This is a genomic window from Bacillus massiliigorillae, assembly GCF_000380245.2.
In the GTDB taxonomy this organism is placed as follows: domain Bacteria; phylum Bacillota; class Bacilli; order Bacillales; family DSM-1321; genus Bacillus_AD; species Bacillus_AD massiliigorillae.
Window position 1 is genome coordinate 309,799 of the sequence record NZ_HG428743.1, and the last position, 7,154, is coordinate 316,952.

Below are 7,154 nucleotides of genomic sequence, written 5' to 3' on the forward strand. Positions count from 1 at the left end.
TGTTAATAAATAGCATCCTCAATAACTAATTCATTCTCCGCAAAGCGTTCTACGCGTAACGGTGTTAAGTCTAATGTTTCGTATTTGCCTTTGCGAATGAGTTCTGAGAGACCTTTTCCAACAGCAGGTGCCTGCTGCATGCCATGACCACTGAAGCCAAATGCAACAAAGTAGCCTTTCATGGTTGGATATTCGCCAATAATGGCATTATGATCTTTCGTATTGAAGTCATACAGCCCTGCCCATCCACCTGTGATTTTAACTTGTTCGAAGTTTTTCACACGGTGTGCTAAAATTGGCCACACATTTTCTTCAAAATCAGAGCGTCTCCAGCTAAAATCGATTTTCCTTACCACATCTTCTGCATAACCCGCAATGAACTTCTCACCTTCGTGACGGAAATAGACACCTGTTGGGTCCATCGTTAATGGTAAATACTTTTGTAAAGATTGTCCGACGTCGAATTGAAAGATTTGTCTAGGTATTGGAATAACAGGCAGAGGAAGATTGGCTTGTTCACTTAGTAAAGAAGCCCACGCTCCTGCACAGTTAATCACAATAGGCGCGTAGTATTCAGTGCCGTTCGCTAGTTTAACCCCTTTGATACGGTCATTTTCTGTCAGAAGGCTTTCAACTTCATCATAGACATATTCTGCTCCTAAAAACTTCGATGCTTTAATATAACCTTGCATGACCGAATACGGATCTAAGTAACCACTTTCCGAGCAATATAGACCTCCTGCCAAATCATCCAGCGTTAGTTCTGGGATAATATCTAGTAATCCGTGTTTTTCTAGAAGTTGAGAAGACACACCGTTCTTATGCTGCATAGCTAAATGTTTGGAAAAACGAGGCATCATTTCCTCTGTTGCAAGGAATAGGTAACCTCTTTGTTTAAAATCGATTTCTACTTTCTCCCCATCGATTGCCATTTTCTCTGCAAATTCTTTATAAATACTTAGGCTATAGCGACTTAGCTGTACATTCACATCGGTTGTGTACAATTGACGAAAACCACCTGCGCTTCGAGGTGTTGAGGCGAATTCGTATACACTATCTTTTTCAAAAACAATGATTCGACCAGTAAATCCATCATTTAAAAGATTATACGCAATACTAGAACCAATAACGCCTCCACCAACAATGAGAACATCTGCTTTATTTTGCATACCATAACCACCTTTTCTTCAAATGATTTCTTGTTATAACTGTAATCCTTTACGCCATATTGAAACTATGTTTAAATTCCACAAAAAAAATTGCATTATGACGCAAAAAATCAGTCATTTTAACAAGGAAATTACACATTAAAATTGAATGTACTATGTTAACCATCTACAAAAAGGGGGAGTTGCTTATGCTATTAGAAAAAATCGCTCAAAAGATTGCGGAGAACACCTCGGAAATTATCGGTCATCCAATCAGTATTACCGATGAAAAGGGTTATATTATTGGAGCGACCGATCGTCAGCGCCTCGGAACTTTTCACCAAGCATCACTAAATGTATTAAAAAGAAAGCAAATGATTTGCTATGAAGTAGAGGAAGTGAAATCGTTAGACAATGTGCTACCTGGTTCAGCCGTTCCAATTATCTTTAATCGCGAATACATCGGCGTATTAGGAATCATCGGTGACCCAGAAGAAGTGAAGAAATATACGCAAATGATTAAAAGCTACGTAGAAATGATGTGCCAGGAGTTTATGAAGCAAGAAATAGACATTCTGGAGACTAAAAAAACAGATACGTTCATTCACCACCTAATTCATTCCACAGATGAAGATGATTACAATCGGGTGATGCGATATGGGCAAATACTTGGCTATGATTTAAACCTCAATAGAGCCTGCATACTTCTTGATATTGATATCCTTTCTTTGAAATCATCAGCCCTCCAAGATGAAGAAGTTACTGTACAGCTCCAAACAGATTTAATGCATGATGTAAAATACTACTTAATCGACAATAAACAAGATATTGTTTCTTCCTTAACCATCGAGCAATTCATCCTTTTAAAAACAGTCAATTCAACAGAGACTAGTGATATGTTCTTCAAAAAAATCAAACATAAATTTCATCGATTTAATCAATACATAGAAGTGAAATATAATGCCAAGGCTGCCATCTCTATTGGTGAGATAAAAGGGGATATCATTGGTATAAGAGAATCGTATCAAGATGCCTTAAAAGCCTTAACCGTCGGCAAAAAGACGAGCATCTCCCCAAGAATCTATCAATATAACGACTTAAACATCACCTTGGAGCTCCTAGCGAATGGATTACATCCCTACATACAAAAACAACTAATGAAGAATATGCATGCCTTTCTGACGCATGAAAACTTCGAGACACTTGCCTCCACCTTCATGACCTACTGCAAATGCAATATGAATTTAAGTGAAACATCTCGAAAGCTCTTTCTGCACCGCAATTCATTGGTATATCGATTAGAGAAGATCAGCAAGCTCACCTCGCTTAATATCAATAACTTTGAACATTGTTTATTGTTATACTTCGCGATTAAAACGCAAGGGCATACCGCATAAAAAGACGTCCCAAAAGTAATGTATCATCACTTTTGGGACGTCTTTCCTCTATAAACTGACACTTTCCTTCTCGTCTTCCGTATGTGCCTCTTGTGTTTGTTTCAAGTTCTTTGTTTTCACGAAACTCCATAGAATGGCAGCAATTAATACAAAGCCTAGATAGCCTGTGATTGGATATAGTGTGCCTACTAGATTTGTAAATCCAGCAAAGCTTGCGAGAAATGCAATGATGCCGATGCCAATAATATATTTTTTAAAGTTACGATTATCAGCTTTAAAGAAGCGAACCGTAAAGGAATACAACATACCTACAGCCGTATTATAAATCATCCCTAATATCAATACTGTCATGATAATAGCAACCCAAGGTGAAAGATGATCGGCTAAAAGGAGAGATGGCATATCTACGTTTTGAATAGAACCGAATTTACTGATCATTGCAAAGTGGAATAGAAGAATTAATAACCCAAGGGCTATGCCACCCATAATGCCTCCGTTTCGACTAGACTTCATCTCCTTGCTTGTCCCTCCCATTACGGTTAACATCGCAAAGCCAGCTGCCGTTACATATGAAACATATAATAGAGAGCCTAGTACCCAATTAGAAGCAGCAGCCGATTTGACATTGCTTAACTCTTTTAATTCAGCAAAATTATAGTCCATCGTTGCAACGGAATAACCACCAATAAGTAATATCATGACAAATAGAATTGGGGTGAATGCCCCCATAATGGATATGATTTTCTGGATGTTTAAACAAACCGTTAAAATCGTGATAATAGCCATAAAGATATTACCAACATAATTCGGTAAGCCAAACTGTTGCTCAAATAGTGAGCCACTACCAGCAAACATGACAACTAATACCCCAAACAAAAAGAATGTAATGATAAAGTCAACAACGATCCCGATATACTTCCCACAAATATGATAGAGAACCTTTTGATGAGAAGTAGTTTGGAGCATACTCCCTAGCTGTACAATCCGCATAAATATAATTGCAAACAAGACCGTTGCTAGAATGGAGCCAAACGTTCCTTTTAAGCCAAAAAACGTAAAGAATTGCACGATTTCTTGTCCAGAAGCAAATCCTGCACCTACAATGACTCCGACAATTGCCGCAGAAAACTGTAAACTTTGTTTCATACAATCACTCCTAACTTACCTGAATTTTCAGTCTTTTTACACAAAACCATAGTAAGGTCTTTGACTCGTTGCATGATGAACCCAATTAATTAAGGTGATGAAATCATAGGTAGGAAGCTTTACTTGCCGTTGAATATCGGAAGCGTAAGGAGGTAAATCACTACATTCTAAAAGAATCGCAGCGATATCAGGATTGTTTTTAACGAGCTGGTCAGCAGCCATCACTACTTCTTCTCGCAATTTTTCATTATCAAACGTACCTCGATCCTCTAATATGCACGAGAACTCTGTACATTTACTTAAGTCTTGAATGACGACATTATTCGTATTGTACACACCGCAACTCTTAAATAAGTTTTCACTCATTCCGTCAGCATAGGCTGTTAACATGCCTACTTTTTGATTAGACTTCAAACCGACTTGAATCCATGGAATTTGCACGACGCTTGAGAGGTAAACCGGTATGTCCACTGCATTTGCGACTTTCTCTTGAAAGTTGCCAAAGAATCCGCATGCCGCCGAGATGGCTCTTGCACCTTCTGCTTCTAGTTCTTTTGCAGCTTGAATGACGCTCTCTAATAAGTCAGCATCACCATTTAATAATCGAGAGGTTGTACAATTAGGTACTTTTTTAAGTCTTACGGGGAATTGATAGGTGCTTAAATTCGCAACATTTCCAGGTAGCACAGGATACCAACAGCCATCTAAATATAAAATACCGACGGAATAGCCTGAAATATATTGACCACGTTTTTGCGTTACGTCTGTTGTTTTTCCTTCTCGACTTATATATCCATATTCTCTTTCCTTATAAAACGAAGAATGATTCATCATATTTTGGCTCCTTTTTTATTGGATGATTAGGACATCTAGAGGGTTCTATTATTAAAGTGAGGTAATGAAGGCTACTCAAAAAGAGTAGCCTTCTCACATTAATTATTATCAATCTGTGCTCGTTGTAATTTACCACTATAGTCTACATAAATGGATTTCCACTCTGTATACACATCAAGGGCAGCTACTCCTGAGTCACGATGACCATTGCCTGTTCCTTTCGTGCCACCAAATGGTAAGTGGATTTCAGCACCTGTTGTTCCTGCATTCACGTACACAATACCTGTGTCCAAATCATTCATCGCTTGGAAAGCACGATTCACATCAGCCGTAAAGATAGCGCTTGATAAACCGAACTCAACGCTATTATTGACTTCAATAGCTTCCTCTAGACTCTTCACCTCTATGATGGAAAGGACAGGGCCGAAGATTTCTTCCTTCGCAATTCTCATATCAGGTGTCACATCTGTAAAAATGGTAGGGGCATAGAAGTTTCCTTGATTTAAACCATTCTCCGTCGCAATTCGTCCTCCAACTAAAAGCTTCGCTCCTTCAGCTTGACCAATCTTCACATACTCATCAATTCGTTCAAGTGAAGAACGATTAATCACAGGACCGACATTTACTGTTTCATCTAGCCCATTACCCAGCTTTAGTTCACCGATTCGTTCCACTAATTTGCGCTCTAATTCTGCTTTTACTTTTTCATGTACGATGATTCGACTGGATGCTGTACATCTTTGACCACTTGTTCCAAAAGCACCCCACAGAATGCCATCAACCGCAAGATCAAGGTCAGCATCTTCTAATACCGTCACCGCATTCTTACCGCCCATTTCAAGCGATGTACGCTTCAACAAAGCTCCTGCACGTTCATTTATTTGTTTTCCTACCTCATTCGATCCTGTAAACGAAATTAGATCGATGTCTGGATGTTCAACCATCGCATTACCTACTACGCTTCCTGACCCATTTACAAGGTTTACTAGACCCTTTGGTAAACCTGCATCTTCATAGATTTTTACAAAGCCTTGAGCAACTGCTGGTGTCTCCGTTGCAGGCTTCCAAACTACTGCATTACCTGAAACCAATGCCGGTAATGACTTCCACGAAGCAATAGCAATTGGAAAGTTCCATGGCGTAATTAAGCCTGCAATTCCGATTGGCACACGGACGCTCATCGCAAATTTGTTTTGTAGCTCTGAAGGAACGGTATCACCGAACAGACGACGGCCTTCTCCTGCCATGTAATAAGCCATATCAATTGCTTCTTGTACTTCTCCTCTAGCTTCACTAATGACTTTTCCCATTTCTTGCGTTAAAGTTTGGGATAACTCTTCTTTTCTTTCTTGTAATAAGTAGGCCACTTTATATAGAATTTCAGCTCGCTTAGGTGCAGGCACTAATCTCCATGATTTTTGCGCTAGTTTAGCAGATTGGACAGCCGCATCAACATCCTCTTGAGTCGATTGAACAACCATCCCGATAACTTCACCAGTTGCTGGGTTTGTAACGGGAACACTTTCACCTGATGAAGCCTCTCTCCACTCTCCATTGATAAAATTCAAATATTTATTCATTGTCATCCTCCTCCATTACAGTAAGAAATTTATTAACATAAATTTATCTTTTTTTTCATGTAAGGACTATGGATGATTTACACTAAAATTATATGGATTTCACCCGTGTTTTCTGTAAAATTTGTACAAATAGGCATGGTGCGATTGTAATTTAAGCAAAAAAAATAACCCTCATTGGGTTATCTTCTAAACATATAATGGGCCTAAGTGGACTCGAACCACCGACCTCACGCTTATCAGGCGTGCGCTCTAACCAGCTGAGCTATAGGCCCCCAAAGATTTTAAGCGGGTGAAGAGAATCGAACTCTCATCATCAGCTTGGAAGGCTGAGGTTTTACCACTAAACTACACCCGCATAAGGATGGCTGGGCTAGAAGGATTCGAACCTTCGCATGACGGAATCAAAATCCGTTGCCTTACCGCTTGGCTATAGCCCAATAATTATAAAAATGGCGCGCCCGAAAGGAGTCGAACCCATAACCTTCTGATCCGTAGTCAGACGCTCTATCCAATTGAGCTACGGGCGCATTTTATACGTTGAAAGCTTATAGTTATTCGAGGAATAAACTACTCACAATCAACATTGAACTGTCTACTGCATCTTCATGGTGGAGGATGACGGGATCGAACCGCCGACCCCCTGCTTGTAAGGCAGGTGCTCTCCCAGCTGAGCTAATCCTCCGTGGTTAGTTTATAGTTGAAAGTTGATAACGGATAGCTAAAAGAACTATCAACTGTATTATTGGTGACCCGTACGGGATTCGAACCCGTGTTACCGCCGTGAAAGGGCGGTGTCTTAACCGCTTGACCAACGGGCCATTGTTTGTATTTCTTAAAAAATAACCAAAAAAAATAATCCCAATGGGATTATGCCTGGCAACGTCCTACTCTCACAGGGGGAACCCCCCAACTACCATCGGCGCTGAAGAGCTTAACTTCCGTGTTCGGAATGGGAACGGGTGTGGCCTCTTCGCCATCATTACCAGACATATGAAGAATTTTCATTCTTTCAAAACTAGATAACAGAAGTGTTTTTCCAAATAAAATTG

Annotated in this window: 5 protein-coding genes, 6 tRNA genes and 1 rRNA gene; 1 reads left to right on the forward strand and 11 read right to left on the reverse strand. The window is 39.7% G+C overall.

Annotation, left to right across the window (positions count from 1 at the left end; translation table 11 throughout):
* Positions 1–2: 2 nt before the first annotated feature.
* Positions 3–1,169: an NAD(P)/FAD-dependent oxidoreductase gene (locus tag TX86_RS20220; protein WP_042351654.1), complete on the reverse strand. Its 1,167-nt coding sequence runs from the start codon at positions 1,167–1,169 to the stop codon at positions 3–5.
* A 188-nt stretch (positions 1,170–1,357) separates the two neighbouring features.
* Here TX86_RS20220 and TX86_RS20225 point away from each other — a divergent pair, with 188 nt between their 5' ends.
* Positions 1,358–2,545, forward strand: a complete 1,188-nt coding sequence (locus tag TX86_RS20225) for a CdaR family transcriptional regulator (RefSeq protein WP_052343797.1) — start codon at positions 1,358–1,360, stop codon at positions 2,543–2,545.
* 48 nt (positions 2,546–2,593) lie between these two features.
* Here TX86_RS20225 and TX86_RS20230 read toward each other — a convergent pair whose 3' ends face one another.
* From TX86_RS20230 to rrf, 10 genes are all read right to left on the reverse strand, one after another.
* The gene (locus TX86_RS20230; RefSeq protein ID WP_042351656.1) at positions 2,594–3,691 is read right to left on the reverse strand and encodes a YkvI family membrane protein; all 1,098 of its coding nucleotides are present in this window, start codon (positions 3,689–3,691) and stop codon (positions 2,594–2,596) included.
* A gap of 36 nt (positions 3,692–3,727) precedes the next feature.
* Positions 3,728–4,525 (reverse strand): aspartate/glutamate racemase family protein, encoded by a 798-nt coding sequence (locus TX86_RS20235; RefSeq protein WP_230203695.1) that lies wholly within the window; start codon positions 4,523–4,525, stop codon positions 3,728–3,730.
* Between the two features lie 98 nt (positions 4,526–4,623).
* Positions 4,624–6,105: an aldehyde dehydrogenase family protein gene (locus TX86_RS20240; protein ID WP_042351658.1), complete on the reverse strand. Its 1,482-nt coding sequence runs from the start codon at positions 6,103–6,105 to the stop codon at positions 4,624–4,626.
* Between the two features lie 198 nt (positions 6,106–6,303).
* Positions 6,304–6,377: transfer RNA gene (locus tag TX86_RS20245), tRNA-Ile, on the reverse strand.
* Between the two features lie 12 nt (positions 6,378–6,389).
* Positions 6,390–6,460, reverse strand: a tRNA-Gly gene (locus TX86_RS20250).
* 7 nt (positions 6,461–6,467) lie between these two features.
* Positions 6,468–6,542 (reverse strand) — tRNA-Gln (locus TX86_RS20255).
* A gap of 13 nt (positions 6,543–6,555) precedes the next feature.
* A tRNA-Arg gene (locus TX86_RS20260) sits at positions 6,556–6,632 on the reverse strand.
* A 79-nt stretch (positions 6,633–6,711) separates the two neighbouring features.
* Positions 6,712–6,787: transfer RNA gene (locus tag TX86_RS20265), tRNA-Val, on the reverse strand.
* 61 nt (positions 6,788–6,848) lie between these two features.
* A tRNA-Glu gene (locus TX86_RS20270) sits at positions 6,849–6,923 on the reverse strand.
* A gap of 53 nt (positions 6,924–6,976) precedes the next feature.
* Positions 6,977–7,092: ribosomal RNA gene (rrf, locus tag TX86_RS20275) — 5S ribosomal RNA — on the reverse strand.
* Between the last annotated feature and the right edge of the window lie 62 nt (positions 7,093–7,154).

What these genes read in the sequence shown, in the direction of transcription:
- TX86_RS20220 (WP_042351654.1), bottom strand. Translation starts at nt 1,169, where the DNA reads ATGCAAAATAAAGCAGATGTTCTCATTGTTGGTGGAGGCGTTATTGGT.
- TX86_RS20225 (WP_052343797.1), top strand. Translation starts at nt 1,358, where the DNA reads ATGCTATTAGAAAAAATCGCTCAAAAGATTGCGGAGAACACCTCGGAA.
- TX86_RS20230 (WP_042351656.1), bottom strand. Translation starts at nt 3,691, where the DNA reads ATGAAACAAAGTTTACAGTTTTCTGCGGCAATTGTCGGAGTCATTGTA.
- TX86_RS20235 (WP_230203695.1), bottom strand. Translation starts at nt 4,525, where the DNA reads ATGATGAATCATTCTTCGTTTTATAAGGAAAGAGAATATGGATATATA.
- TX86_RS20240 (WP_042351658.1), bottom strand. Translation starts at nt 6,105, where the DNA reads ATGAATAAATATTTGAATTTTATCAATGGAGAGTGGAGAGAGGCTTCA.